Source organism: Tenacibaculum sp. SZ-18 (assembly GCF_002813915.1).
Taxonomy (GTDB): domain Bacteria; phylum Bacteroidota; class Bacteroidia; order Flavobacteriales; family Flavobacteriaceae; genus Polaribacter.
The window spans coordinates 945,163-971,053 of sequence record NZ_CP019335.1 but is presented as its reverse complement, the minus strand read 5'-3'; the positions used below and the strand labels follow the sequence as shown (position 1 = coordinate 971,053).

At 31.5% G+C, this 25,891-nt stretch carries 26 protein-coding genes; 6 read left to right on the top strand and 20 right to left on the bottom strand.

Going from position 1 to position 25,891, the window contains the following annotated elements; all coding sequences use genetic code 11:
• The 3 genes from BTO06_RS04455 to BTO06_RS04445 all read left to right on the top strand — a co-directional run bounded on the left by BTO06_RS04455 (position 1) and on the right by BTO06_RS04445 (position 1,770).
• Positions 1-798, top strand: a complete 798-nt coding sequence (locus BTO06_RS04455; protein ID WP_100924152.1) for a phosphatidate cytidylyltransferase — start codon at positions 1-3, stop codon at positions 796-798.
• 2 nt (positions 799-800) lie between these two features.
• Positions 801-1,061 (top strand): acyl-CoA-binding protein, encoded by a 261-nt coding sequence (locus tag BTO06_RS04450; protein WP_100924151.1) that lies wholly within the window; start codon positions 801-803, stop codon positions 1,059-1,061.
• Positions 1,062-1,137: 76 nt separating this feature from the next.
• A complete protein-coding gene (locus BTO06_RS04445) occupies positions 1,138-1,770 on the top strand; it encodes a YceI family protein (protein WP_100924150.1) in 633 nt (210 codons plus the stop codon).
• A gap of 47 nt (positions 1,771-1,817) precedes the next feature.
• Here the strand turns inward: BTO06_RS04445 and BTO06_RS04440 are convergent, their stop codons facing one another.
• From BTO06_RS04440 to kynU, 11 genes are all read right to left on the bottom strand, one after another.
• Positions 1,818-2,900 carry an amidohydrolase family protein gene (locus BTO06_RS04440; protein WP_100924149.1) on the bottom strand — a complete coding sequence of 361 codons (1,083 nt, stop codon included), beginning with the start codon at positions 2,898-2,900 and terminating at the stop codon, positions 1,818-1,820.
• Positions 2,901-2,907: 7 nt separating this feature from the next.
• Positions 2,908-3,309, bottom strand: coding sequence for a PaaI family thioesterase (locus tag BTO06_RS04435; protein ID WP_100924148.1), 402 nt, complete (start codon positions 3,307-3,309; stop codon positions 2,908-2,910).
• Positions 3,306-3,833, bottom strand: a complete 528-nt coding sequence (locus tag BTO06_RS04430) for a 3-hydroxyanthranilate 3,4-dioxygenase (protein ID WP_100924147.1) — start codon at positions 3,831-3,833, stop codon at positions 3,306-3,308. The genes BTO06_RS04435 and BTO06_RS04430 overlap by 4 nt, the downstream gene beginning before the upstream one ends.
• A gap of 572 nt (positions 3,834-4,405) precedes the next feature.
• Positions 4,406-5,182, bottom strand: coding sequence for an SDR family oxidoreductase (locus BTO06_RS04425; RefSeq protein WP_100924146.1), 777 nt, complete (start codon positions 5,180-5,182; stop codon positions 4,406-4,408).
• Complete coding sequence (locus tag BTO06_RS04420; protein WP_157811733.1) at positions 5,173-5,697, bottom strand: PsbP-related protein; 525 nt, start codon at positions 5,695-5,697, stop codon at positions 5,173-5,175. Before BTO06_RS04420 ends, BTO06_RS04425 begins: the two co-directional genes overlap by 10 nt.
• Positions 5,698-5,705: 8 nt before the next feature.
• On the bottom strand, positions 5,706-7,148 hold the full coding sequence (locus BTO06_RS04415) for an aldehyde dehydrogenase (RefSeq protein WP_100924144.1): 1,443 nt from the start codon (positions 7,146-7,148) through the stop codon (positions 5,706-5,708).
• A complete protein-coding gene (locus BTO06_RS04410; RefSeq protein WP_232731512.1) occupies positions 7,149-7,841 on the bottom strand; it encodes a phytanoyl-CoA dioxygenase family protein in 693 nt (230 codons plus the stop codon).
• Complete coding sequence (locus tag BTO06_RS04405) at positions 7,842-8,243, bottom strand: RidA family protein (protein WP_100924143.1); 402 nt, start codon at positions 8,241-8,243, stop codon at positions 7,842-7,844. It lies immediately after the preceding gene.
• Between the two features lies 1 nt (position 8,244).
• Positions 8,245-8,772 carry a DUF1697 domain-containing protein gene (locus BTO06_RS04400; RefSeq protein WP_100924142.1) on the bottom strand — a complete coding sequence of 176 codons (528 nt, stop codon included), beginning with the start codon at positions 8,770-8,772 and terminating at the stop codon, positions 8,245-8,247.
• Positions 8,772-10,184: an FAD-dependent oxidoreductase gene (locus tag BTO06_RS04395; RefSeq protein WP_100924141.1), complete on the bottom strand. Its 1,413-nt coding sequence runs from the start codon at positions 10,182-10,184 to the stop codon at positions 8,772-8,774. The genes BTO06_RS04400 and BTO06_RS04395 overlap by 1 nt, the downstream gene beginning before the upstream one ends.
• Positions 10,185-11,447: a kynureninase gene (gene kynU, locus BTO06_RS04390; RefSeq protein ID WP_100924140.1), complete on the bottom strand. Its 1,263-nt coding sequence runs from the start codon at positions 11,445-11,447 to the stop codon at positions 10,185-10,187. It abuts the gene before it with no gap.
• A 184-nt stretch (positions 11,448-11,631) separates the two neighbouring features.
• Here kynU and BTO06_RS04385 point away from each other — a divergent pair, with 184 nt between their 5' ends.
• Entirely contained in the window at positions 11,632-13,005 is a 1,374-nt protein-coding gene (locus tag BTO06_RS04385; protein ID WP_100924139.1) for a hypothetical protein, read from the top strand.
• Between the two features lie 101 nt (positions 13,006-13,106).
• On the opposite strand, the gene serA is transcribed toward BTO06_RS04385, so the two are convergent.
• The 4 genes from serA to BTO06_RS04365 form a co-directional block, all read right to left on the bottom strand.
• Positions 13,107-14,990, bottom strand: coding sequence for a phosphoglycerate dehydrogenase (gene serA, locus BTO06_RS04380; RefSeq protein WP_100924138.1), 1,884 nt, complete (start codon positions 14,988-14,990; stop codon positions 13,107-13,109).
• A 178-nt stretch (positions 14,991-15,168) separates the two neighbouring features.
• The gene (gene ettA / locus BTO06_RS04375; RefSeq protein ID WP_100924137.1) at positions 15,169-16,860 is read right to left on the bottom strand and encodes an energy-dependent translational throttle protein EttA; all 1,692 of its coding nucleotides are present in this window, start codon (positions 16,858-16,860) and stop codon (positions 15,169-15,171) included.
• A gap of 43 nt (positions 16,861-16,903) precedes the next feature.
• Positions 16,904-17,080 (bottom strand): CAL67264 family membrane protein, encoded by a 177-nt coding sequence (locus BTO06_RS18655; protein ID WP_232731542.1) that lies wholly within the window; start codon positions 17,078-17,080, stop codon positions 16,904-16,906.
• A 677-nt stretch (positions 17,081-17,757) separates the two neighbouring features.
• Positions 17,758-19,785 carry an NADPH-dependent 2,4-dienoyl-CoA reductase gene (locus tag BTO06_RS04365; RefSeq protein ID WP_100924135.1) on the bottom strand — a complete coding sequence of 676 codons (2,028 nt, stop codon included), beginning with the start codon at positions 19,783-19,785 and terminating at the stop codon, positions 17,758-17,760.
• A 156-nt stretch (positions 19,786-19,941) separates the two neighbouring features.
• Between BTO06_RS04365 and BTO06_RS04360 the strand changes: the two genes are divergently transcribed.
• A complete protein-coding gene (locus tag BTO06_RS04360) occupies positions 19,942-21,675 on the top strand; it encodes a T9SS type A sorting domain-containing protein (protein WP_100924134.1) in 1,734 nt (577 codons plus the stop codon).
• Positions 21,676-21,680: 5 nt separating this feature from the next.
• Here the strand turns inward: BTO06_RS04360 and BTO06_RS04355 are convergent, their stop codons facing one another.
• From BTO06_RS04355 to BTO06_RS04335, 5 genes are all read right to left on the bottom strand, one after another.
• Positions 21,681-22,505: a TylF/MycF/NovP-related O-methyltransferase gene (locus tag BTO06_RS04355; RefSeq protein ID WP_100924133.1), complete on the bottom strand. Its 825-nt coding sequence runs from the start codon at positions 22,503-22,505 to the stop codon at positions 21,681-21,683.
• A gap of 92 nt (positions 22,506-22,597) precedes the next feature.
• Entirely contained in the window at positions 22,598-23,320 is a 723-nt protein-coding gene (locus BTO06_RS04350; protein ID WP_100924132.1) for a pirin family protein, read from the bottom strand.
• 7 nt (positions 23,321-23,327) lie between these two features.
• The gene (locus BTO06_RS04345; protein WP_100924131.1) at positions 23,328-23,768 is read right to left on the bottom strand and encodes a MarR family winged helix-turn-helix transcriptional regulator; all 441 of its coding nucleotides are present in this window, start codon (positions 23,766-23,768) and stop codon (positions 23,328-23,330) included.
• A gap of 2 nt (positions 23,769-23,770) precedes the next feature.
• On the bottom strand, positions 23,771-24,301 hold the full coding sequence (locus BTO06_RS04340; protein ID WP_100924130.1) for an NADPH-dependent FMN reductase: 531 nt from the start codon (positions 24,299-24,301) through the stop codon (positions 23,771-23,773).
• Positions 24,298-24,696: an OsmC family protein gene (locus BTO06_RS04335; RefSeq protein ID WP_100924129.1), complete on the bottom strand. Its 399-nt coding sequence runs from the start codon at positions 24,694-24,696 to the stop codon at positions 24,298-24,300. Before BTO06_RS04335 ends, BTO06_RS04340 begins: the two co-directional genes overlap by 4 nt.
• Positions 24,697-24,869: 173 nt before the next feature.
• Between BTO06_RS04335 and BTO06_RS18945 the strand changes: the two genes are divergently transcribed.
• Positions 24,870-25,823: a bifunctional helix-turn-helix transcriptional regulator/GNAT family N-acetyltransferase gene (locus BTO06_RS18945; RefSeq protein WP_100924128.1), complete on the top strand. Its 954-nt coding sequence runs from the start codon at positions 24,870-24,872 to the stop codon at positions 25,821-25,823.
• Positions 25,824-25,891 lie beyond the last annotated feature (68 nt).

The window sequence follows — 25,891 nt, the reverse complement described above, 5'->3', positions numbered from 1 at the left end:
ATGAACAATTTTTCAACTAGAGTTATTTCAGCAATTGTTTATGCCGCGGTCTTTATTTTTGCAATTGTTTTTTCACCAGATACATTTGTTGGTTTAATTACGATTTTCGGAAGTGTATGTCTTTGGGAATTTTCAAAAATTATAAAAACCAAAAACCCAACTATTCCAATAGTAGCACTTATAACTTTAATAAGTTTTAATTTTTTGGAGATTTTAGCTACAGATAAAATCATATACCTTTTAACTTTTTGTTTACTTCATTCTGCCTTTTTAATTATTGATTTATACAGAAAAAACTATACAAAAAGAGATCCAGTGTTAAAAGGGTTTACAGCCATAAATTATATAGTTCTTCCATTCTTCTTTTTAGCGTTTTTACCATTTGTAAATAATCAATATCAACCTAATTTAATTATTTATATAATTCTTATAATATGGACAAATGATAGCTTCGCTTACATAGTTGGAAAAAACTTTGGAAAAACAAAATTGTTCAAACGTATTTCTCCTAAGAAAACGATTGAAGGTTTCATAGGAGGGTTTTTATTTTCCATTTTTGCAGGATTTTTAATAGGAAGATATTCTGAATTATTTTCTTTACAGAACTGGCTTATGATCGCTATAATTACATCAGTTTTAGGAACTTTTGGTGATTTGGTTGAAAGTAAATTTAAAAGACAAGCTAATGTTAAGGATAGTGGAACAATAATGCCTGGGCATGGTGGACTTTTGGACCGATTAGATAGCTTGTTTTTCCTTGCTCCCTTTGTATATTTGTATATACATTATTTAATGTAGGTATGATTTCTGAATTAGATAAAGAATTTAATGAAGCATTTAAAAAGGCATCAACCACAAAACAAAAGTTGGCTCCTGATGTTTTATTGCGTCTATATGCATATTATAAGCAAGCTATAAGAGGAGATAACTTTTCGTTTAATGCGAATGAAGATGATATAAAAAATGCTTTTAAGTTTAATGCCTGGGCTCAATTGAAAGGAATGACTGTTGATGAGGCTAAAAAGAGTTATATTAAATTGGTTAATTCAATCTTAAAATAAGATATAACAATTAAAAAACTCTAAAAAAATTCATATTCATGCGTACATTTGTTACGAAATCTCTAAATTAATTATAATGAAAAAAATTTTAACCATTCTTTTCACAGCATTCATTTCAACTTCAATGATTTCTTGTAAATCAGAAGAGAAAAAAGAAAAACAAAATGAACCTGAAACTGCAACAGTAGAAAAAACAGCTCCTTATTCATTAAAAACAGCGGAAAGTAATATCGGTTTCACAGCATACAAAACAACGGCTAAAGTTCCTGTAAATGGAATATTCAAAAAGATTGAAATTACTAAAGGAGGTGAAGGAGAATCTATAAAAGAAGCAATTAACGGCGCTGAATTTAATATCCCAATTAGCGGTTTGGAAACTAAAGACAATGGTAGAAATCTAAAGATTAGAAAGTTTTTCTTTGGAGTTATGGAAAATACGGTTTCATTAACAGGTAAATTGACATTAGATAATGATAGTATTGGTACGGCGGATTTTACTATGAATAATAAAACTCAAAAATTACCTTTTAGATATACAATCAATGGGAAAATTTTTAGTATGAAAACAATTATGAACATAGATGAATGGAATGCTAAAAATGCGGTAGATTCATTAAATGTTGTTTGTAAAGATTTACATTCTGGAGAAGACGGAGTTTCCAAAACTTGGAGTGAAGTTGCTATCAATGCAAGTACAACTTTTAATTAATAGAATATCATAAAAAGCCTCCATAATCTGAGGCTTTTTTTATGAAGCTATTCTAATATTTTATCAACTAAACTCTTCTTTTTTGTTTCATCATTTCCAAACAACCATCTTAATACATTATCTTCCCACATTTCGTTCTTCTGACTCTCAGTAATAATATCTCGGTTTATAGCTAAATCTAAAATTTTTCCTGGATATGATGATTGCTTATCACTTTCCATTTCTCCTAAAGGATATGGATCATCCAATCCTATTAAAATTTGATCTGTTCCTTGATTTTTAATTAATAATTCCAAAGAGCCAGTATCGTGAACTAATGTATCGAAAAAGATATTTTTATGTCCAACAGCCTTTCGAGGATGGATTTTTCCTTCAAACAAATCAGATCTACCATCAAATCCTTGAATCCTTCTACCCAAATTCATTTGTGCTAGTTGTCCACCGTGAGCAAAACAAACTCGCATATTTGGGAATTTTTCATAGTATCCATTTAAAGTTAGAAAATGGTAAGCATCTGCACACTGTGCCAACATCCAAATTAAATGAAAACGCCAGCTTGTATTTTCTAACTTAATGAACTTTTCTCCATCATAAGGATGAATTTCTACTGCTAAATTATACTTATTCGCTAATTCAAAAATTGGCTCATTTTCTTCATCAAAAATGCAACGCCATGTTCCGATTGTATCCATGTAGTGAGTTGGTAAACAAAGAAGATTCATCCCTAATTCTTCAACACATCTTTCAATTTCCCAACATGCTCCTCTAACAAAACCAGGATGCACGACAAACCCACATGTAAACTTATCTGGATGATCATGTTGTATTTGGGCGTTGAAATCATTTTGAAAACGTAAGGCTTGTTTCATCTCTTCAAGACGTAGACCATTACCATACAATTGAGAAAGATTTAAAACAACAGCATGATCAATTTCAAAATGTTCCATCCAAGCTAATTTTTCATTTAAAAAAAAGCTGGAATCCGTTACTGGTCTACTCCAATTCTTTTGAAGCATAAATTTTTTATCCTTGTCAACCCAAAAAATTCCTTTGTCTTTCATAAACTGAGGTATTTGTTCAGGATAAGGCAATAAATGAGAGTGACCGTTTATACGTAATTTACGTTTCATTAATTTATCAGTTTTTTAAGCAGATCATAGTTCCTTGTAGCGTAGCAAATATAGTTTCTTCTTTTTCATCTGTCATTTTAGCTTCACAAAAAACTAATGTCTTTCCGCTTTTTATTACAGTTCCTGTAGCAATAATTACATCTGACTTCGCTGGTCTCATCAGGTTCGTTTTAAATTCTACAGAAAGAACATCCGATCCTTTTGACATAGTTGATAAGGCAGCATAACCACAAGCTGAATCCATTAAACTTGTAAGTACTCCTGCGTGGAAAAAACCATGTTGTTGTAATAAACTTTCTTGTTTTTTACATCGGATTTTCACCAAACCTTCTTCCAAGTGAACAATTTCTGCTCCTAAGGTTTTCATAAAACCTTGTTTCTCGAAACTACCTTTTACTTCCTCTATCATTTAATTTTCTTCGGAGCTTCCATTACAGTTCCACAATTAGAGCAAGTACATTTTTCTTTATCCGAGTAATACTTATCAAAAATAATTGGCATGTCAGTTTCAATATTATCAAGCGCAAATTTCTCTCGATAAAGTGGAGTTCCACAATTTTCACAATACCACTCTAAAGCATCTAGCATTCCTTCAGACCTAGGATATTCAATTACTAATCCAACTGTGTTTTCTTTTCTTTGTGGTGAATGTGGTACTCTTGCTGGTAACAAATAAATATCTCCCTCATTGATTTTAACATCAACCATTTCACCTTTATCGTCAATAATTTTTAGAACCATGTCTCCTTCAACTTGATAAAAGAACTCAGGAGTTTCGTTATAATGATAATCTTTTCTACTGTTAGGACCGCCAACAACCATAACAATATACTCTCCATTATCCCAAACTTGTTTATTTCCTACTGGTGGCTTCAATAAATGACGATGTTCATCAATCCATTTTTTAAAATTAAGAGGCTGTACTAAATTCATATGCTAGTTTTTATGCGATATAAATTTAATAAAAGTGAAATAATACATGGCAAACCAAGCCAATTTAATTTGAAATTAGTTGATTCTAATTGTTTAAAATCAAAAAAATCATTCAATGAACAATAAATGGATTATATCTTAAATGAAAAATGAACACATCTTACCTATTTAATATAATCAGAATCTTTCTAATAATTTCCTTTGGTCTTTCATTATTTACAATTTTACAAACAACTAAATTGACATTGGAATTCTCCTGAATTTTGTTTAAACCATTAGGTATTATTATTGGTGTAATTTTATATTTAAATCGATATGGTTACGAAATCAAAGACTAGGATTTTATAAAATATTTATAACAAAAAACTATCACATAATGACATCACGATATTCAAAAAATCAAATTAATTGATGTTGTTAGTGTAATTGAAAATAAATACTAAAATAATTATAAAGACAAATCCCAATCAAATTATAACTATTAATATGACTATTTTAAAATCAAAAAAATAAAAATTAAGTGTAAAAATATCACTCAATACTTAACGGTTCATTAAGAAAACACATTAACATTATAGTGATTTTGTTCTTCCTCCATCAACAGGGACATTTATTCCGTTTATAAAACTTGCCCTTTCACTCGCTAGAAACACAATTGCGTTAGCAACCTCTTCAGGCTGAGCAAAACGTTTAGCAGGAGCTGCATTCTTCATAGTTTCAGTAACTTCTTTAACAGTCTTTCCTGTCTTTTTTGATTTATTATTGATAATTTCATTTAACCTCTCAGTAGCTGTTGCGCCTGGTAATACATTGTTAACTGTTATACCAAATTGCCCTAATTCGTTTGCCATGGTTTTGGACCAATTTGCAACTGCTCCACGAATTGTATTTGAAACGCCTAATCCATCCAGTGGTTGTTTTACAGAAGTAGAAATTACATTTATTACTCTTCCGTAGCGCTCCTTTTTCATAAATGGAACAACAGCTTGAACTAAAAGATGGTTACATTTTAAGTGCATTGTAAACGCTCTATCGAACTCTTCTAAATCAGCGAAAAAAACTGGACCACCTGCGGGTCCTCCTGTGTTATTAATCAAAATATGAAATTCACCATTTGAAGCTTTAATTTTCTCTTTTAACTCTTCTGGTTTAGTAAAATCAGCAACTATATAAGAATGGTTCTGATTTAAATTTGGTAATTCACTTAAAACAGCTTTAAGTTTCTCTTCATTTCTAGCTACCAAAGTAACGTTCACTCCTTCTTCTGCTAAACTAATTGCTGTTGCCTTTCCGATTCCTTGAGTGCTTCCACACACTAGGGCATTTTTTCCTTCAATATTTAATTCCATTTCTTAGCCGAAACCGGTTTAAATTTAAAACTATCTAAAATACTATTCGCTCTTTTCTTATAATCATCATAAGATTTCTGAAGTGCTGTAAATGTTAGGATATAGAGTTTATTTTCATTTAAATAGAAATGTTGCTTTACCTTTAAATATGCCGCAGAAATATTTACAGAGTATACGATCTCATGCCTTTTCTTAATCTTATCAAAAGTATTTACAGTCACTTTAGATGTTTTCATTACATTTCTAAGCTCAGCTTCAACCAATTCGATTTGTGACTCTAATGTTGTACCTTCTTTTACGTTTTGAATTACTAAACTAATATTTTCTCTAAAAGGATCTGCGGCCTGTTCTTTAGAGTAAAGTATAAACTGAATTCCATTTTTATTGGACTTTTTTAATTCCCAATCTTTAGGATATGCGATAAAATAATTATCACCTTTATAAATATCAATATCTTTTTGACCGATTAATGCTATTGAAATTATAAAAAACGTAAAAAATAATCTTTCTTTCATATAATAAATTATTTGTATTCTATACATATATTTTTAGGTTCCGAAAAAAAACGAAGAGCTTCGAAACCTCCTTCTCTACCTACTCCACTTGATTTAATTCCTCCAAAAGGAGTTCTTAAATCTCTCATTAACCAAGTGTTTACCCAAACAATTCCAGCTTGTATCTCCTGTGTCATTGTCATTGTTCTATTTAAATCGTTTGTCCATAATGTTGCCGACAAACCATAAGGAACGTCATTAGCCAAAGTTAAAGCTTCCTCTTCATTCTTGAAAGACATAATTGTCACAACTGGACCAAATATCTCCTCTTGATTCAATTTACACTTATTACTTTTTACTTCAATTATCGTTGGTTGTAAATAATATCCGTTTTCTCCTCCTTCCACATTCACTTCGTGACCTCCAAATAATATTTCTCCGCCTTCGGCTTCCGCGATGGCAATATAAGAATTTACTTTTTCTAGATGTGATTTCGAAACTAAAGCCCCAACATTCGTCTCTGGATCAACAGGAATACCAACTTTCAAGTTACTTACCTTTTTTATAAAATCGACCTTAAACCTATCAAATATTGACTCTTCAACAAAAATTCTGCTTCCGCATAAACAAATTTGTCCTTGATTAGCAAAGGAAGATTTTACTGTGGTTTCTAACATTTTATCATAATCACAATCAGCAAATATGATATTTGGATTTTTACCACCTAACTCCAGAGAAAGTTTTTTAAACATTGGTGCTGCAATTCTGGCTATACGTGCTCCTGTAGACGTTCCTCCTGTAAAAGAAATGGCCTTTATATTTGGATGTGAAACAATTGCTTGTCCAGTAGTACTTCCTAAACCATGAACAATATTTAATACTCCTTTAGGTAAACCTGCTTCATTACAAATTTCACCCAATAAAAAAGCTGTCATCGGAGTAACTTCACTTGGTTTTGCCACAACACAGTTTCCTGCTGCAATAGCCGGAGCTATTTTCCAAGTAAATAAGTATAATGGTAAATTCCATGGTGAAATACATCCAACAACTCCAATGGGATGACGTAATGTTAAATTTACAGCATTTAAACCAACACTTTCATGAGCTTCAGAAGCAAATTGCGTTATTGCATTAGCAAAGAATTGAAAATTTGAAGAAGCTCGAGGAATATCAACAGCTTTTGCCAGTGTTAATGGTTTTCCATTATCTTTTGATTCAGCTTTTGCTAAAAATTCTAATTTATCCTTTATAAGAAAAGAAATTTTGGACAAAATTGCACTTCTTTCATTTAAAGTAGTTTTCGACCAAGACGGAAAAGCATTTTTAGCAGCTTGATACGCCTTTTCTACATCCTCTTCTGAAGAATTTGGAATTTTCCCATAAACCTCACCAATAGATGGATTGTAATTGTCTATCCATTGATTTTTTATTGGATTTACGAACTCTCCGTTTATATAATTTTTAATATTCATTTAAATGATTTTCTTTTCTAACCATTCCATAGGAACATCAGTATTACAAAATTCTAAGTGAATAACTCTCCTATCAAAATTTGAAACAGATCTTTCCGAAGCATGCAGTAATAATGGTTTCATTATCATGACCCCACCTTCTTCAACCTCACATAAGAATTCTTTTTCATAATTATTAATTTTAAAAGATTCATCTATCCTTATAATTCCTTTACTATGACTTTTAGGAATTACCTTTAATGCTCCATTAGATTCATCAGTTCTATCCAAATGAATTCTCATTGTAACAGTATTATTAAGAATTTGTTTAGGTGGAATGACTCCTAGTTGGTTATCTTTTACTGTCCAATTTTGAAAACCTTCTTCGTTACTTTTATTTTTTACGCTAATACTTAAATCTTGATGATAACTAACAAACCAATTTGACATTTTAGGCTTATTAAAAAATATAGCTTTAGTTAAAAAATATTCCATTCCACATAAATCACTATAAAGTTCTTTAAAAACTTTATTTTGAAATATAAGATTAAGAATTTCTGGACATTTTTCTACTAATTGGCGAACTGCAAAACTCTTACCATTTTCTCCCAATGCCAAAATCATTTGATTCAATTCTGACTTGGAGAATATCCTTTCAGAAATTGAAAAACCATTGTATTGAAGTTCGTTTTTATGTAGATTATTATTTATCAATTATTGCTTTTTATAAGCTGTTACTTTTATTTCAACAACCAAATCAGGATGTGGTAATTGATGTACTGCAACTGTAGTTCTTGTTGGTCCGGTTTCTTTCTCAAAAAACTCTCCGTAAGCTTTATTATAACCTGCAAAATCATTCATATTCACTAGAAACGTCGTAACATCAACAACATCTTTTAAACTTGCTCCAATGGTTTGTAAATTTCGGTCAATATTTTTTAATACCTCTCTAGTTTGAATTTCGATATCCAATTTCTTCGTATTCATTTCATCAATCAACTCAACTCCTGCAATTGAATTATCAGGTCGTCTTGAACTGGTTCCAGAAACAAATATAAAATCCCCTACCACTTTAACATGTGGGTATGCTCCTCTTGGTGTTACCTTTTTTTCCATATTAGTTTACTTCTTTTGAGAGTTCCAACATTTTCAACGTAGTTTTTAAATTACGTGTAGTTGCTGCAACTTCTAATTTTTTCTCTATAATATTATTTGTTAGTTTAGTTTTCCCAAAGCCAGAAGGACAATAAAGATACACTACATCATTCACTATTTTATATTGATCATCATTGATTCCTTTCACTTCAATTTCCTCAAGACCGACTCCATTTTCTAAAAAACTAAAAGCCACTATTTTTTCATTTTCTAATGAAAACGGATAATTATCAATTGCCCTGTTCCATTCTTCAGGAGTTCTAATAATTACTGGAATACTATAACCAAATTTTGTGTTAATTGATTCATGAATACTTTGAGCTATTTCGCTCTTTGAAGAATTAGATTGTAATAAAATATTTCCGCTTTGAATGTAAGTTAAAACGTTTTTAAATTTCATTTTTTCTAACATCTCTCTCAAATCTTTCATTGGTAATTTATTCTTACCAGAAACATTGATTCCCCTTAATAAAACAATATATGTATTCATTATTTAAGTCCTGCTACTCTATCTTCTTCTAAAATATCGTTGGTTTCATCTTGAACTTTTTCAAGAACTGTTTTCAAATCTTCTAAAGACATATTTTCAGATGTTGAAACCGCTTCATCAGCTATTAAATTGAGTAAAGCTTTATCTTGAGCTCTACCTTTTTTCAAAGCCTCATTATATCCAATATTTTCGTTAAATGTAACCAGAGAATATTTAGAATAATAGTCTTTCGGAAAATGCTTTTCCAAGTCCATTTCTAAGATTCTCTTTTGCTTAAATAATGAATTTGCCACGTGATCTCTCATTTCATAATAATTATCTATGGCTAAATCCGCTATAGCATCGGTATCTTTCTTTCTAGTTTTTTGATATACCTTAAATACTTCATCCCAATCACCTTCAACTTCATCTAAAATAGCATCAAAAACACCGACATCTTCAAAAGAAGCATTCATTCCTTGACCGTAAAAAGGTACAATTGCATGCGCAGCATCGCCAATTAACAATGTTTTATTTTGATACACCCAAGGAGAACATTTTACAGTTCCTAACGGACCTGTTGGATTATTAAAAAACTCATCTTTAATATTTGGAATCAAAGCTAAAGCATCGGGAAACTGAGTTTCAAAAAACTCTGTTACTTTTTCCTCTGTTTTTAAATTTTCGAAATTATATTCACCTTCTTCATAACTTAAAAATAAAGTAACCGTAAAACTACCATCCAAGTTCGGTAAAGCAATTAACATATACTTTCCTCTTGGCCAAATATGTAAATGATCTTTACTAATTTGATGATTTCCATTTTTATCAGCTGGAATTTCTAACTCTTTATAACCATGAGATAAATATTCTTGACTGAAACTAAATAAAAACTTACGTTCTAGATAGTAACTTTTTCTTAGGATTGAACCCGCTCCATCAGCTCCAAAAATCACCTCAGCATCCACAGAAAACTCCTCTTCTGTATCGTAATTTTTAAAATGAGCAGTTGTATTTTCAATATCGATGGACAAACATTTGTTATTAAAATGAATATTTACATTTTCATGCTTCTCTGCTTCATCTAGCAAAAGCGAGTTTAAATCTTGTCGCGAAATAGAATTAATATACTCACCTTCTCTACCAGAATAATTTGAATTAAATGTATTCCCTTCGATATCATGAATTAATCTACCATACATAGGAATACATATTTCACGAGCCTTTTCCTCAACACCAGCTAATCTTAAAGCTTTAAATCCTCGATCAGACAATGCTAGATTAATAGAACGCCCCGCTGATATATCCACTCTTCTTAAATCAGGTCTGCTTTCGTAAACCTCGACCTGAAATCCGCGTTGAGCCAATCGTAATGCTAATAAACTTCCACACAATCCTGCTCCTACAATTAATATTTTATCTTGTTTATTCATTTACAATAATGTTTTTAAAATACTTACCATTCTATACACATCTTCGAAACTATTATACATTGGCACAGGTGCACAACGAATTACATCTGGTTCTCTCCAATCGGTAATAATATTATTTTCAGTAAGTTTTTGGTGTAAAGTTTTATCTGCTTTTTTTACTTGAATTGATAGTTGACAACCTCTTTCTTTAGGATTTGAAGGAGTAATTATCTTTATTCTGTCTGTATCTATTTCATTAATTAAATATTCAAAATAACCTGTCAACCTTTCAGATTTTTCTCTTAAAGCATTCATGCCAACTTTATCAAATATGTCCAAAGAAGAACGAATTGCTGCCATTGATAATATTGGTGGATTAGACAATTGCCAACCTTCTGCTCCAGGCATTACATCAAATGGTTGACGCATATTAAATCTAGTCTCTTTATTATGATTCCACCATCCTGCAAAACGAGGTAAATCCCTGTTATGTGCGTGCTTTTCGTGAACAAACAATGCAGATAAACTTCCTGGACCTGAATTTAAATATTTATAAGTGCACCAAGCCGCAAAATCTACTCCACTATCATGTAAATTTGGCTGAATATTTCCAGCTCCATGAGCCAAATCTATTCCCACTATACAATTTTTATCATGACCCAATTCTGCTATTTTTTTTAAATCTAAATATTGACCAGTATAGTAATTTACTCCTCCTATTAGGAGTAGCGCAATCTCATCACCTTGAGAATCTAAAATTTCTTCTAAATCGGTTATATTCAGTAATTCTTCACCTTCTCGTGGTTTCCATTCAACCAATCCTTCTTCTGGATCAATTCCATGAAACTTTAATTGAGACTGTACTGCATATCTATCCGAAGGAAAAGCATCGCTTTCAATTACGATTTTGAATTTCTTTTGAGTTGGTTGATAAAAAGAAACCATTAATAAATGTAGATTCGTTGTTAATGTATTCATTACAACTACCTCCAATGGTTTAGCTCCAACAATATTTGCCATTTTATCAGTTAAAAACTCATGGTATGGCATCCATGGATTCTTGGCTTCGAAATGTCCTTCTACACCGTATTTTGCCCAATCATTTAATTCTTGCTGAATATATATTTGTGTTTGTTTGGGTTGTAAACCTAAAGAATTTCCAGTAAAATATAACCAATCGTTACCATTTTCGTCTTTGGGAATATGGTACTCATTGCGTAAATAAGACAACGAATCTTCTTTATCGAGTTGCTTGGCAAATTCTATTACATTTTGGTAGTTCATCAAAAGTAAATTTTGATTCAAAGATAAAAAAAATAGCGTCTGTTCTCCTTATTATTTAACTTATAAACCATCTACACTTATGATCAAAATAAGGGCATGTATACCTAATTTTTAAACGTTGAAGGAAATGTTATTCAATAATTTAAGGTTTACTTTTATTTTTAGAAGAATTAAAAACTAACTCATGAAAACTAACCAAATAATAGCCATTCTTGGAATGGCTTTGATTATTACCTCCTGTACTGATCACAACAAAAAAAAGCATTACTCACATGCGGATAACCCTAAAGAGAGCTTTGAATATCCAGCAGATTCAACTTCTATAAATAAGTGGATTGCAGCGAATGATTTTAATGCTATGTACAAACATAGTTGGAACGTTTGGAAGCATTTGACCACACCAGTAACTGGAGGAGTTTTAAGATACCAAACATGGTCTAGCCCAAAGCAAATTTTACACAAGCTAAACAATCCTGGTAAAAATGCTGTTAAAGGTTTAGAGTTTAACAAGCCAAATCAATTTGGACATGCTAAATTAAAGCAAACAGATTTTGACGACACTAACATTGTTGAAGTTGTAGCTTACAATCCTTCAGCAGAGAAATATGCGATTGACAATAAAATATTTTATTTGTCTACTTTAAAAGCAATGCAAACTGGAGAATTTAGTCAGATTCCAGAATTTCCTAATGATGCTATTACAATTAAACCTGTTTACAAGGTTATAACTCAAAATAGTTTGAGTTCAGAAGGAATTTACACCATGGCAGCTTGGCACGGTCCAGAATATAAAGACCAGGGTTATCCTGAAACAGAATGGCAATCTTGTATTCATGTTGATACGAAGACTTCTGATAAATCAAATCCAAATGGTCGTTTAGACTATGATTGTAATTCTATTACACCTGGAAACACCTATTATTTAAATGATTTTATTCATTTTCCAATTGATAAGAGTTTAGCTGATTCTTATAACAAATCGAATAATATTACAGATGCTGCAAAACAAGCCAAAGAAGGTGATATTGCTTTATTAGTTGGTATGCACGTAGGAACAAAAGAAATTAAACGTTGGGTTTGGCAAACATTCTGGTGGTCTCCAACTCCTTTAACTCCATCAATTCCTAGTTCTGATGATATTGCTTCAGCAAAAAATGGAGTAGGTTTAGTTGGAGCTGCTAGCCATTATGCAATGGACATTGCTTATTCTATGGTTATTCCTGCTCAACCTTACGTAGGAGGAAAAAACGAAGGAGAATTAGTTATTGGATTTAACCCTTATTTAGAATCAGGTTTTGGAACTGGAGTATTTGATACTAAAACAAGTTATGTTTATAATAATGGAAATAAAATTGAAACAAACTTAGGAACCATGTCTAACTGTATGAGTTGTCATATGTCTGCAACTATCAATACAAAAATAAGTCTTAATTCAAAATTCTCTTCAGCTCCTTATGTTGGAGATACTTATTTAAGTTATAGAGATTCTATTTTCCAAAAAAGGTTGATGCTAGACTTTGCTTGGTCGATTCAAAGTAATATTGATACACTGAAATAAGGATTTGCTAACCAGACTTTTTTTGATATATTTTTGTGATTAAAAAAACCTCGATGATTTTAATATCAACGAGGTTTTTATATTTAACTAAGTTTATTCAATTAATATAACACTCTAAATCGAATAGTACCTTCAATATTTTTTAATTCTTGAATTACTTCTTGATTATAATCCTTATCAACATCGGTAATTACATAACCAACTTTTGAATCAGTTGATAAATACTGACCAACAATATTTAAGCCATACTCAGCAACTACTTTATTGATATTAGCCATAACACCCGATACATTTTTATGTATGTGTAAAAAACGATGAGCATTTTCCTGCTTTGGTAATCTAATATTAGGGAAGTTTACTGCATCAACAGTATTTCCTGAATTAATATATGCCATAATTTTACCAGGAACAAAATCTGCGATATCTCTTTGTGCCTCTTCCGTACTTCCACCAACATGTGGTGTTAAAATCACGTTCGATAATCCTTTTAAATCAGTATAAAACTCTCCATTCTTTCTTGGTTCTTCTGGATAAACGTCAACCGCTGCTCCTGCAAGTTTACCTGATTTTAGAGCTTCTGTTAACGCAGGAATATCTACTACGAATCCTCTTGATAAATTCACTAAATGAGCTCCGTCCTTCATTTGAGAAATTTCCTTTTCTCCTATGTAATTCTTATTTAATGAATTGTCATCTACGTGAAGCGTAACTACATCTGAAATAGCTAATAAATCCGATAATGAATTCATTTTTGTAGCATTACCTAATGCTAATTTATCTTCAACGTCGTAATAATAAACATCCATTCCTAAAGCTTCTGCTAAGACTGAAAGTTGTTTTCCGATATTTCCGTATCCAACGATTCCTAATTTCTTTCCACGAACTTCTCTTGAACCTTGAGCTGTTTTATTCCATTCTCCATTATGGATTTCAGTACTACGTTGAAAAACACTACGCATTAACATGATAATTTCACCAATAGCTAACTCAACAACTGAACGTGTATTACTATATGGAGCATTGAAAACTACAATTCCGTTTTCTTTACAAGCTTCTAAATCGATTTGTTTTGTTCCAATACAGAATGCTCCAACAGCTAATAACCTTGGTGCATTTTCAATTACTATTTTAGTTACCTGCGTTTTGGAACGAATTCCTAATACATGAACATCTTTTAACTTCTCAATTAATTCATCCTCTGGTAGACTTTTCGATACTGTTTCCACAGTAAATCCATCAGTAGAAAACTTTTCGTACGCATCAGCATGTATATTCTCTAATAATAACATTTTGATACGATTTTTTGGATAAGATATATTTCTTGGCAAATCGTTTATAAATAAAAAATCGTCTAAATTCGGTGTAATATAATCGGCATTTTGAATTGTTTTTTCCCGTTGTACATTTTCTGTATACGCGAAAAATTTATCAGCAACACCTGCTTCTTTTGTTACATAATCACTATAACCATCTCCAATCATTTGGATTTCTCCATCCAAACCCAAATTTTGTAAACATTCAATTTTTCCGTTATGAACAGCTAAAATATTATCTCTGTCGAAGCCAATAATACTTCCTTCATTACTGAATTCAAAAGTATTTGCAAAAACTCTTTCGGCAGGAATATTATATTCTGCAACAATAGGAACAATAAATTCTTTAAAACCAGCAGATATTACATAAATATTATTAGAATAAGATTCAAAAAATTCTTTGTTATTTTCAATGGATGATGAAACTCTTTTTCTTAATTCATCAATTAACAAATCTAAGTCGGATCGTTTTGCGTTCAATAATTTAATCCTGCGTTCTAAAGACTGTGTGAAAGAAATTTCACCATCGATTCCTAAATTTGTAATCTTAATAATTTCTTCTATGACTTCTTCCTTTTTAGGATTGTTTGCTAGCGTAATTTCCGCTAGAACATCTAACGCTTCAACTTTAGTAAGCGTGCTATCGAAATCAAAAATATAGTATTTACTCATGAGACTAGATTGTCGATTGAAACCCGAAAATTACAATCTATTTTTTTAGAATAAACATTTAAATCACTAAAATTTTAACTTTTAGCAGATTGATAATTTAAGTAGAGTATTATAAGATTTATCATAAAAAGACTCGATGATTTCTCATCGAGTTTCTATATTTAAAAAATTTAACTAACTATCTAATTAACTTCTTGTATTTAATTCGTTTGGGCATGATATCTCCACCTAAACGTTTCTTTTTGTTTTCCTCATATTCAGAGAAAGACCCTTCGAAGAAATATACTTGAGAATCTCCTTCAAAAGCTAAAATATGTGTACAAATTCGATCTAAGAACCAACGGTCGTGAGATATTACCACTGCACAACCTGCAAAGTTTTCTAAACCTTCTTCCAAAGCTCGAAGTGTATTTACATCTAAATCATTCGTAGGCTCATCTAAAAGTAAAACGTTTCCTTCTTCTTTTAGTGTCATTGCTAAATGTAAACGGTTTCGTTCTCCTCCTGAAAGTGTGTTTACTTTCTTGTTTTGCTCGCTACCAGAAAAATTAAATCTACTTAAATATGCGCGTGAATTCACTTGTTTTCCACCCATCATTACTAAATCTTGACCATCTGAGAAATTCTCCCAAATCGATTTATTAGGATCAATGTTAGCATGATTTTGATCAACGTACGCAATCTTTGCAGTTTCTCCAACTGAGAAAGTTCCTCCATCTGGAGTTTCTTCGCCCATAATCATTCTGAAGATAGTTGTTTTACCAGCACCATTCGGACCGATAATTCCAACAATTCCTGCTTGAGGTAAATTGAATTCTAAATTTTCATATAATAACTTCTCACCAAAAGCTTTAGAAACACCAGAAGCCTCAATCACATTATTTCCTAAACGTGGCCCGTTTGGAATATAAATTTCAAGCTTTTCTTCAGTTTGCTTTTGATCTTGATTCATTAACTTATCATAGTTCTTTAGACGAGCTTTTGATTTTGCTTGACGACCTTTAGGTGCCATACGAACCCATTCTAATTCTCGTTCTAAAGTTTTTTGACGTTTAGATGCTGATTTACTTTCTTGCTCTAAACGTTTAGCCTTTTGATCTAACCAAGAAGAATAGTTTCCTTTCCATGGAATTCCTTCACCTCTATCTAATTCTAAAATCCATCCAGCAACATTATCTAAGAAATAACGGTCGTGCGTTACAGCGATAACTGTACCTTTATATTGCGCTAAATGATGTTCTAACCAGTGAACTGACTCAGCATCTAAGTGGTTGGTAGGCTCATCTAATAATAAAATATCTGGTTCTTGTAATAATAGTCTACATAAAGCAACTCTACGTCTTTCTCCTCCTGATAATACTCCAATTTTCTTATCTGGTTCTGGAGTACGCAAAGCATCCATTGCAATTTCTAGTTTGGTATCCAACTCCCAAGCGTTTGAAGCATCAATTTTATCTTGAAGCTCAGCTTGACGATCCATCAACTTTTGCATTTTATCAGCATCTGAATACACTTCTTCTAAACCAAACATATCATTGATTTTATTGTATTCATCTAATACAGCTACTACATCAGCTACTCCTTCTTTTACTATTTCTAATACTGTTTTATCTTCATCTAGTTGAGGCTCTTGCTCTAAATATCCCACTTTATATCCTGGAGAAAACACTACATCTCCTTGGTAGTTTTTTTCAACTCCTGCAATAATTTTTAATAAAGTAGATTTACCAGAACCATTTAAACCTAAGATTCCGATTTTTGCTCCATAAAAGAAGCTTAAATAAATATTTTTTAAAACTTGTTTTCCAGTAGATTGATAGGTTTTTGAAACCCTGTTCATGGAAAAAATGATTTTCTTATCGTCAGACATTTTTGATTAGTTAGTTTATTAAATTAAAATAAGTAATAGTGAGTTATACGCGTCCTTTTAGTGCGTTAAATACCCAAGCAATTGAGAAGAATCCTAAAGCAACTGCTCCGAAACCATAACCTGCAATTTCATCATATTTGAAAACCGCCAAAGCCACTAAAAGAATCCCCATTAAAATCATGATTAATGTTGCGTAACCCAACACTGTATTTTTGTTCATTGCCATAATTTCTAATTTAGTACCACAAATATCGATAATTAATCAATATATTCTGAGTTATTCTTAAAAATTTAAAGGACTACAATCTAAAGACAAGTATCGTTTCTCAAATAAATTAATTGCCAAAATCAACTAATGCGAGTGATAAAAACCAGTAAAATTTGTATTTGATTTGAAATCGATAGAATAAACAAAGTTTAAGTTTTTATAATCTTTTCCTCTAGACATAGTAACAGACATCCGATTTAATCGAGCATTTAAAAACGATTTGTATGAAGCTCATTACGAAATACAATACTTAATCAATAGCGGCTTATGATAAAAATTCGCATTAAAAAACATATTAATTCCCATATCTTCATTTATTCTCAAAAATTGTAAAGGCTATGCATTAAAGTATTAGCCTCCAAAACCCTGAATAACAAAATAAACCTCACTATCTCAGCCAAATGTAATTCCTATTTTTTCACAAAGCTGTTTAAAAAATGAAATTTTGCTAAAGTTATATATCTAGGAATGAAAAAACTAATAACGGTCAGATATACAGTACATGGTTCGCTTATAATAAAAACCAATATGAATTTGTCGTTGATTGTGATTAGAAAACAAATCCATCAAACCCGATAAAAGAATTTGATGGATATGTTAATATTAATCCTGTAAAAATGGTCATGTAGCTATAAGCCTGCTGCTAATCTACTTCCTTGATCTATTGCTCTTTTTGCGTCAAGTTCTGCAGCTACATCTGCTCCTCCAATTACATGAACATTTACTCCTTTAGCTTTTAACGGCTCTAATAATTCTTTAAACGGTAATTGTCCAGCACAAATTATTACATTATCTACAGAAAGTACTTTTTGCTCTTCATTTTGAGTATAATGTAATCCTTCATCATCGATATTAGTATACTGTACTTCGTTGATGAACTGTACGTTTTTCTTTTTAAGATTTGCTCGATGAATCCAGCCTGTAGTTTTACCTAAGTTACCACCAAATTTACCTTTACTTCTTTTGAACATAAAGATTTCTCTTGATGCTGGATGAATATGTTTTTCTACTCCTTCTATTCCACTTCTGGCTTCTAAACTTTTATCTATACCCCATTCTTCTAACCATGCATCAATGTTTTGAGAAGTACTTTCACCCTCATGAGTTAAGTATTCAGAAAGATCAAAACCAATTCCTCCTGCTCCGATAACCGCAACTCTTTTACCAACTGGTTTCTTTAATTTTAATACATCAATATAATTTAAAACTTTCTCATGTTCGATTCCGTTAATTCTTGGTACGCGAGGTGAAATTCCTGTTGCTAAAATAATTTCATCAAAATCTCCTTGCATCAAATCTTCTGCAGAAACTCTTGTATTTAATTTAAGATGTACGTTATGTAATTCTATTTGCTTTCCGAAATAACGAATCGTTTCATAAAACTCCTCTTTACCTGGAATTTGTTTCGCTATATTAAACTGTCCACCAATTTCAGAATCTCCATCGTATAAAGTAACATCATGACCTCTTTGTGCAGCGACAGTGGAAGCGGCTAAACCGGCAGGACCAGCGCCTACAACTGCTATCTTTTTCTTTTTATCAGTTGGTAAATAATTTAATTCCGTTTCATGACAAGCACGTGGATTTACCAAACAACTTGCTACTTTTTGTTCAAAAACGTGATCTAAACAAGCTTGATTACACGCGATACAGGTATTTATTTCGTCATCTTTTTCTTGCTCTGCTTTATTAACCCATTCGGGATCTGCTAAAAACGGACGTGCCATTGATATCATATCTGCATCTCCTTCTGATAAAACACGCTCTGCTGTTTCCGGCATATTAATACGATTGGAAGTAACTAATGGAATTGAGACCTCTTCCTTCATCTTTTTAGTAACCCAAGTAAAAGCAGCTCTAGGAACAGAAGTTGCAATAGTTGGAATTCTTGCCTCGTGCCATCCAATTCCTGTATTGATAATTGTTGCACCCGCTTTCTCAATTTCTTTTGCTAAAATTACAATCTCATCCCAAGAACTTCCATTTTCTACTAAATCCAACATCGATAAACGATAGATGATTATGAAATTGTCTCCTACTTTTTCACGTGTTTGTTTCACTATCTCAATAGGTAAACGCATTCTGTTTTTGTAGCTTCCACCCCAATCATCGTTACGTTTGTTAGTTCTCGTTGCAATGAACTGGTTGATTAAATAACCTTCAGAGCCCATAATTTCAATTCCATCATAACCTGCTTCTTGAGCTAACGATGCTGAACGTACAAAATCTTTAATCGTTCTTTTAATACCAGATTCTTTAAGCTTAAATGGTTTGAATTGATTAATTGGTGCTTTTATAGCAGAGGGTCCTACATTCAGAGGATGGTAACCATAACGTCCTGCATGCAATATTTGCATACAAATTTTCCCACCTTCTTTGTGAACTGCTTCTGTAATTACTTTATGATGTTTCGCATGCTTTTTCGTGCTCATTCTGGCAGAAAAAGGACCTGTCCAGCCTTGAATATTAGGAGCAATTCCTCCAGTCACGATAAGCCCAACACCTCCTTTGGCTCTTTCAGCATAAAAAGCGGCAATTTTATCATACCCATTTTTCTCCTCTTCCAATCCTGTATGCATTGATCCCATTAAGATTCTATTTTTCAAAGTAGTAAAACCTAAATCTAATGGTTCGAAAATATTTTTGTACTTCGTCATCTAGTTTGTTGTTTTTAAATTTTATTATGCATGCATAATATCTGCAAGATAATTCTATTTTCTTAAAATAAAAATCATTAATACTATTTATAAGCAATTTTTTAAGGCTTTTATTATGAATTCGCCGTAAATTTGTTCCTATCATATTTCAATCAAATGAAAAATATAAAAACCCTATTACTACTTAACTTACTACTTTTAGATTTATTAATTTCCGCACAGTCTGCACCAATTGCTATTGACGGAATTTTTGATGATTGGACTTCAAACTTATCTACTTACACTGATACAAACGAAGTATTAGATGGAGTTAACTTATTAGAATTTCAAGTTACCAATGATGAAAATTACTTATATTTAAGAATTAAGGCAGATCGAGAATTCGACCTAACTGAAGGAAGTCCCATTCTACATAATTTCTATATCTATTTAGACACGGACAATGATTCTAGTACTGGATTTAGTGTTCGTGATGATTATGGTGCAGAATTAGGAATTGAATTTGCCAATAGAATAGTATACAATAATTTCACTAGTAGTTCTGATCCACAAGTCAGATTCTCTGATATTGAATTCAGGTCAGCACCAACAGTTACATCAGACGAATTTGAAATTGCTATTGGAAGAAATGTAATTCCTGATGGAACAAACCAATTATTTTCGGGAAACACTATAAAAATATTATTTAGAAATCGAGAAAACTTTGATTGGCTACCAAATTTAAATAACGTATTTACATATACTTTCGATGAAACTCCAACGACACCCTACACTCCAATTACATTTGAAAAAACAAACAATTCACACATTCGAATTGTAGCATATAACACCAAACTTAATTCACTTTTAAACTCAAATAAACTCGACGAATACGAACGAATAATGAAAGTTGTACAACCTGATATTGTGGGCTTTGTTGAAAGTTCTAATACTAGTACAAGTTATATTAAATCTTTATTTGATTCATGGCTTCCTTTAGGAAATTCAGATGGATGGTTTGTTAGAAAACATGGAGGTGAAGTAACTGTTTCTAAATGGGAAATAATACAAGAATGGGATTTAAGAAGACAATTTCCGGTATTAATTGATTTACCAGATAGTTATGGAGCTGATTTATTATACACAAATGCCCACCTAAATTGCTGCGGAGCTGACGATGCGAGACAAGATCAAGCTGACCAATATGCAGCGTTTATATTAGATGCTAAAGCTGCAGGAGGAAATATTACTTTACCAGAAGATACTCCGATTGTATATTCAGGAGATTTAAATTTAGTTGGTTTATCTCAGCAACTTAAAACATTATTAACTGGTGATATACAAGATACTTTTACCTATGGATCTGGTGGACCATTAGATTGGGATAATTCAGATTTAAAAGAAGAAAATGCTTTGCAAAGCGATATTAGAATGGGATATACATGGAGATCTGATGGATCTTCTTATCCTCCGGGTAAATTAGACTTCATGATTTTTTCTGATCATGTGTTAACTTCTGAAAAGTCATTTGTAATTCAAACAGAGGTGATGAGTACCGAACGATTAAACTTATATGGTTTACAAAAATTTGACACAAGTACTGCGTCCGATCATTTTCCTGTTGTAACAGATTTTTCTATTAAAAATAGTACGTTAAGTAATGCTGAAGTAAGTTTACTTAAAAATGCTATTTATCCAAATCCGAGTTTTGATGAGTTAAATATTCAACTTAATACTGAAGGAAATTATGCGATAACAATTTTCAATTCTATTGGAACAAATGTATTATCAACGAAGATTTCTTCTTCTAGTATTAAGCTAAATATTGATTCTTTTGCAACTGGTTTATATCATTTAAAAATCGGCAATGATAAGGGTGAGCAACAAATGGTAAAATTCATTAAAAAGTAAATGATTTAACTCTTTTGCCAGTAGACACCAGTCCAATCGATTGTTTTTATTTCGTCGGTAATATTGTGTTCTTTTCTAAAATCAAGAACAGCTTGTTTACAAGCTTTCACGGCACCCCAATCATCAATGATAATAAAACCTCCTTTAGAAAGTTTGTGGTACAAGTTTACCAATCCATCCATAGTTGATTCGTACATATCGCCATCTAATCTAATAATCGATAATTTTTCAATTGGAGCTACTGGTAAAGTATCTTTAAACCATCCTCTTAAGAACTTTACATTATCATCAAGTAAATTATATTTTCTAAAATTATTTTGCACCACTTCAAGAGGAATGGCTAGTTCTTCTTTTGTATCGTGCAAATCACCTTTATCAGCAGCATACTTATCTGGATTTGGTTTTGGTAAACCTTGAAAAGAGTCTGCGACCCAGACATTTCTATCTGTAATACCTGCATCAATTAAAAGTGCCTTCATAAAAATAGTGGCACCTCCGCGCCAAACTCCCGTTTCAATTAAATCACCAGGAACATTGTTTTTAACAACTTCTTCAAAACAAAATTGAATATTATCGAGCCTTTTACGACCAATCATTGTATCTGCATAAGAAGGCCAATCTTTTCCAATCTCACGAGTATCAGTATTGTTAAACTTACAAATTGCTAGATGCCATTTTCTAAGAAACAAATCTAACTTACGAACCATTGCTAACTTCCAACTGTAATTATTATCATCTAACGGAATGTATTCCCCATGTTCAAGAAGTTCTGGATTTACAGCATCTAACAATTGCTTTTTAATATGATCAATATATACTGGATTACTCATGATTTTGGCTACTTAATTTGTTGTTTAAAAAAAATACAATATAGTTCTCAAACATAACAAATATTAAGTAGGTTTTAAAATCCTACTTCCATTTAATTGATCATAGGAATCTCTATAAAAAGTAATTCTGATTTCGAATTAGAATTTACATTAAAACTAGAAGTATCGGATATACCGAGTGCGTCTCTTTGATTCAACAAATAATCGTCAATAGCGACTTCTCCGCTGATATTCATCACATAAACTCCATTTTTATCTGACTTTAAATCGTATTTAAAACTTGAATTCTTATCTAAATCTATTCGAGATAGTTTTGCATTCTGATGTATTTTTAATCCACTTTCATCTCCATCTTCTAACGAACTAACTAAGACTTGAAGTTTATTCTTTCTTTCTACTGAACTAAATGTTGCCTGATTATACCTTGGAGAAACTCCCATTTTATCAGGAATAATCCAAATTTGAAAAAGATTTAAATGATCCTCTGTCGATCCATTCATTTCAGAATGATAAATTCCAGTTCCCGCAGACATTACCTGAACTTCATTTGGTTCGACGAATAACCATTCATTTGACATACTATCTTTATGTTTTAGTTTTCCACTTAATGGAATAGTAATAATTTCCATATTCTGATGGGGATGTGTACCAAAACCAGTACCAGGAGCAATGATATCGTCATTTAAAACTCGTAATGCTCCAAAATTCATTCTTTCTGGGTTATAAAAATTTGCAAAACTAAAAGAATGACTTGCTTTTAACCATCCATGGTTTGCAAAACCTCTAGTATCTGCACTAAACTTTTCTAATTTCATGATTATACTATCTAATTTTATCTAATAAATCGCTCAAAATACCTGCTTCTTCTTCACTTAACCTTTCAATTAAATCAAAATCTGTCATCGATTTATCCAATTCTGATAATAATAAAAGTCCTTCTTCTGTAATATTTACATAAACGACTCTTCTATCACGATCACAACGCGATCTTTCAATAAGATGTTTTTCAAGAAGCTTATCCATTAATCTAGTAACATTAGGAGCTCGATCAACCATTCTATCTTTTACAATTTGAACCTTAGTTTTTTCAGCTGCTCCTCTTAAGATTCGAAGTATATTATATTGCTGTGGAGAAATACCATAAGGTTTAAAAAACTCAACTTCTCTTGCATTAATCCAACTTGCTGTATACTTTATATTTAAAAAAGCTTTTAGCTTATTATTTTCAAACTTTGTATTAATATCCTTAGATATATCTCCCATAATTAAATTGTATTTTCAAAAGCGCTTACCGCTGCTGATAATTGTGAATCTAATTCTTCATTAACAATAACTCCTTCTTTGAAGTTATCGTAAAAACTACCTAAAGAAAACTTGGTAATTCCTGCCGCTCCCATGTGCGGAAATGTTCCTTCTGCAGCTGCTAAAACTGTTGCTCCTCCTCTACCACCTGGAGAAGTTGACATTAACAATACTTGTTTGTTTCTAAAAACCTCTCTGTTCTTTCTTGAAATCCAGTCAAATAAATTTTTAAACGTGGCAGCGTAAGATCCATTATGTTCTGCTAATGAAACGATAAATCCATCGTACTTATCTAGCTCACTATTAAAGCTTTCTGCTCCTTTTGGATATTCGTTATTCTTTTCAAAATCTTCACTAAACAATGGAACCTCAAAATCGTTTAAATCTAAAACTGTTACCTCTGCAGAAGTAATTTTTGCCCCTGCATAAGTTGCTAATTGTTTATTTATCGATGTACTACTTGTACTACCTGCAAATGCTGCTATTTTTTTCATATGATATTACTTTCTATTAAATTTTCTCCTTTTATTATTCTCGCAACAGGACATTTTCCTGCTATTTCTTTTAATCTATTTTTTTGTTCCTCAGTTGGTTCTTTTTCAAAGGAAATATCTTCCACAAAAACTTGAGAGACTCCATTCTCAGTTTGTACCGATTTTTGTGTAATATTTACCGATATTTCGCCTAACTCCCAACCTTTACGCTGTGAATACATGCGTAAAGTTATAGCTACACAACTCCCTAATGCTGTAAGTAAATACTCAACAGGTGTTGGTGCGTTATCATCTCCTCCAACAGTTAAAGGTTCATCTACTACAGCAAAGTGTTTACGCATTTTTGACTCCGCTAAATAGTCGCGGTTTGATAATTTTACTTCAGCTTTATTCATTTATTTTTTTATGGAATAGTTTATTGCTTAATACAGCACAAAGTTACAAAATGTAATTTTATTTTCCAAGGAAAATAAAATTATGGAAAATAATTTAATTGCATACTTTATCTTAAAGAATAGAAATATATTTTTAATTTCGCATAACCACTTATATAAATTAAAATAATAGTATGGATGCATTACAAGGTATTGGTGAAATCGGAATAGGATCAAGACTTAAAAGATTAAGTGAATACATGATGAAAGAAACACAAGTAGTTTACGACAATCTTGGTGTAGACTTCGATCCGTATTTATTTCCAACAGTTAAAGTAATTCTTCACAAAAAAGAAGTTACCAATACTGAGATAAATAAAAGTTTAAAAACATCACAACCAGCAACAACTCAAGTTATAAACAAACTTGAGAAAAAAGGATTAATTGTATTAAACAAACATCCTAGCGACAAACGTAAAAAGGTTATTTCTTTATCTAAAAAAGGAAATGATTTAGTTGAAGATATTCAGCCTTTATGGAAAAGTATAGAGCATACAATAAAAGAGTATACTAGAATTACATCAGACTCTTTGATAGAACATATAAACTGTTTAGAGAAAAAATTTATTGAAAAAAGCTTTAGTGACGCTATTATGGAACATTACATATTAAACTACAAACAACAATTAGAAATTACAAATTTTAATAAGGAATACGCTCAGTATTTCTATGAACTAAACATAGAATGGCTAAAAACTTATTTCTATGTTGAACCTTTTGATGAAGAAGTTTTAAGTAAACCACAAAAATATATTATTGACAAAGGAGGATATATTTTCTTTGCAAAATTAAATGATGAAGTTGTTGGTACCGTCGCTTTAATGCCTTTAGACGATGACGGAACATTTGAATTAACAAAAATGGCTGTTTCTCCAAAAAATAGAGGTTACAAAATTGGTCAACAATTAATGACAAAGTGTATTAATTTCGCGAAGGAGAATAACTTCAACAAACTACTACTCTATTCTAATACCAAACTTGAAAATGCTATATATATTTATAGAAAGTTCGGTTTTATTGAAGTACAACTGGAAGAAAACTCTCCGTACAAACGAAGCGATATAAAAATGGTGTATAAAGGTTTATAATATTTTTATAACTCCTTATACAACTCAATCGGTATCGTAGAATCTTAACGATTACTTATAAATCATAA

Coding starts and splice junctions, on each gene's coding strand:
- BTO06_RS04455 (WP_100924152.1), top strand. CDS start 1: ATGAACAATTTTTCAACTAGAGTTATTTCAGCAATTGTTTATGCCGCG.
- BTO06_RS04450 (WP_100924151.1), top strand. CDS start 801: ATGATTTCTGAATTAGATAAAGAATTTAATGAAGCATTTAAAAAGGCA.
- BTO06_RS04445 (WP_100924150.1), top strand. CDS start 1,138: ATGAAAAAAATTTTAACCATTCTTTTCACAGCATTCATTTCAACTTCA.
- BTO06_RS04440 (WP_100924149.1), bottom strand. CDS start 2,900: ATGAAACGTAAATTACGTATAAACGGTCACTCTCATTTATTGCCTTAT.
- BTO06_RS04435 (WP_100924148.1), bottom strand. CDS start 3,309: ATGATAGAGGAAGTAAAAGGTAGTTTCGAGAAACAAGGTTTTATGAAA.
- BTO06_RS04430 (WP_100924147.1), bottom strand. CDS start 3,833: ATGAATTTAGTACAGCCTCTTAATTTTAAAAAATGGATTGATGAACAT.
- BTO06_RS04425 (WP_100924146.1), bottom strand. CDS start 5,182: ATGGAATTAAATATTGAAGGAAAAAATGCCCTAGTGTGTGGAAGCACT.
- BTO06_RS04420 (WP_157811733.1), bottom strand. CDS start 5,697: ATGAAAGAAAGATTATTTTTTACGTTTTTTATAATTTCAATAGCATTA.
- BTO06_RS04415 (WP_100924144.1), bottom strand. CDS start 7,148: ATGAATATTAAAAATTATATAAACGGAGAGTTCGTAAATCCAATAAAA.
- BTO06_RS04405 (WP_100924143.1), bottom strand. CDS start 8,243: ATGGAAAAAAAGGTAACACCAAGAGGAGCATACCCACATGTTAAAGTG.
- BTO06_RS04400 (WP_100924142.1), bottom strand. CDS start 8,772: ATGAATACATATATTGTTTTATTAAGGGGAATCAATGTTTCTGGTAAG.
- BTO06_RS04395 (WP_100924141.1), bottom strand. CDS start 10,184: ATGAATAAACAAGATAAAATATTAATTGTAGGAGCAGGATTGTGTGGA.
- kynU (WP_100924140.1), bottom strand. CDS start 11,447: ATGAACTACCAAAATGTAATAGAATTTGCCAAGCAACTCGATAAAGAA.
- BTO06_RS04385 (WP_100924139.1), top strand. CDS start 11,632: ATGAAAACTAACCAAATAATAGCCATTCTTGGAATGGCTTTGATTATT.
- serA (WP_100924138.1), bottom strand. CDS start 14,990: ATGAGTAAATACTATATTTTTGATTTCGATAGCACGCTTACTAAAGTT.
- ettA (WP_100924137.1), bottom strand. CDS start 16,860: ATGTCTGACGATAAGAAAATCATTTTTTCCATGAACAGGGTTTCAAAA.
- BTO06_RS18655 (WP_232731542.1), bottom strand. CDS start 17,080: ATGAACAAAAATACAGTGTTGGGTTACGCAACATTAATCATGATTTTA.
- BTO06_RS04365 (WP_100924135.1), bottom strand. CDS start 19,785: ATGACGAAGTACAAAAATATTTTCGAACCATTAGATTTAGGTTTTACT.
- BTO06_RS04360 (WP_100924134.1), top strand. CDS start 19,942: ATGAAAAATATAAAAACCCTATTACTACTTAACTTACTACTTTTAGAT.
- BTO06_RS04355 (WP_100924133.1), bottom strand. CDS start 22,505: ATGAGTAATCCAGTATATATTGATCATATTAAAAAGCAATTGTTAGAT.
- BTO06_RS04350 (WP_100924132.1), bottom strand. CDS start 23,320: ATGAAATTAGAAAAGTTTAGTGCAGATACTAGAGGTTTTGCAAACCAT.
- BTO06_RS04345 (WP_100924131.1), bottom strand. CDS start 23,768: ATGGGAGATATATCTAAGGATATTAATACAAAGTTTGAAAATAATAAG.
- BTO06_RS04340 (WP_100924130.1), bottom strand. CDS start 24,301: ATGAAAAAAATAGCAGCATTTGCAGGTAGTACAAGTAGTACATCGATA.
- BTO06_RS04335 (WP_100924129.1), bottom strand. CDS start 24,696: ATGAATAAAGCTGAAGTAAAATTATCAAACCGCGACTATTTAGCGGAG.
- BTO06_RS18945 (WP_100924128.1), top strand. CDS start 24,870: ATGGATGCATTACAAGGTATTGGTGAAATCGGAATAGGATCAAGACTT.